Consider the following 388-nt stretch of genomic DNA (forward strand, 5'->3'; position numbering starts at 1 on the left):
CCCCGGCGCGCGCGGGCCCGGCCCCCCCCCGCCCCCGGGGGGGGGGGGGGGGGGGGGGGGGGGGGGGGGGGGGGGGGCCCCCCGGGGCGGGGGCGGGGGGGAGGGTGGGGGCGGTGGTGACCACGTCGTCTCCAAGGGGGGCGGCTGGGGTGGGGCAGCCAAGGTGCAGGAAGTTTCTGTAACTTGCCGGAAACTTGCAGCGAACTTAGAGCCGCCGGGAGACACCGTCAAGGCACGGGACGAAACGTTTCCGCATCAGTAGCCGCAGCCGTCGGAGAACCGGGACACGACGAGGGGCCCGCCGCCCCCCCCGCGGCCCGGCCCCCCCCACCCACCCCAAGTAAGCCGCGGATGTTTGTGGTGTGGGGGCAGAAAAAAATACGGATGA

It is taken from the genome of Kitasatospora sp. NPDC059747, from assembly GCF_042732955.1.
In the GTDB taxonomy this organism is placed as follows: domain Bacteria; phylum Actinomycetota; class Actinomycetes; order Streptomycetales; family Streptomycetaceae; genus Kitasatospora.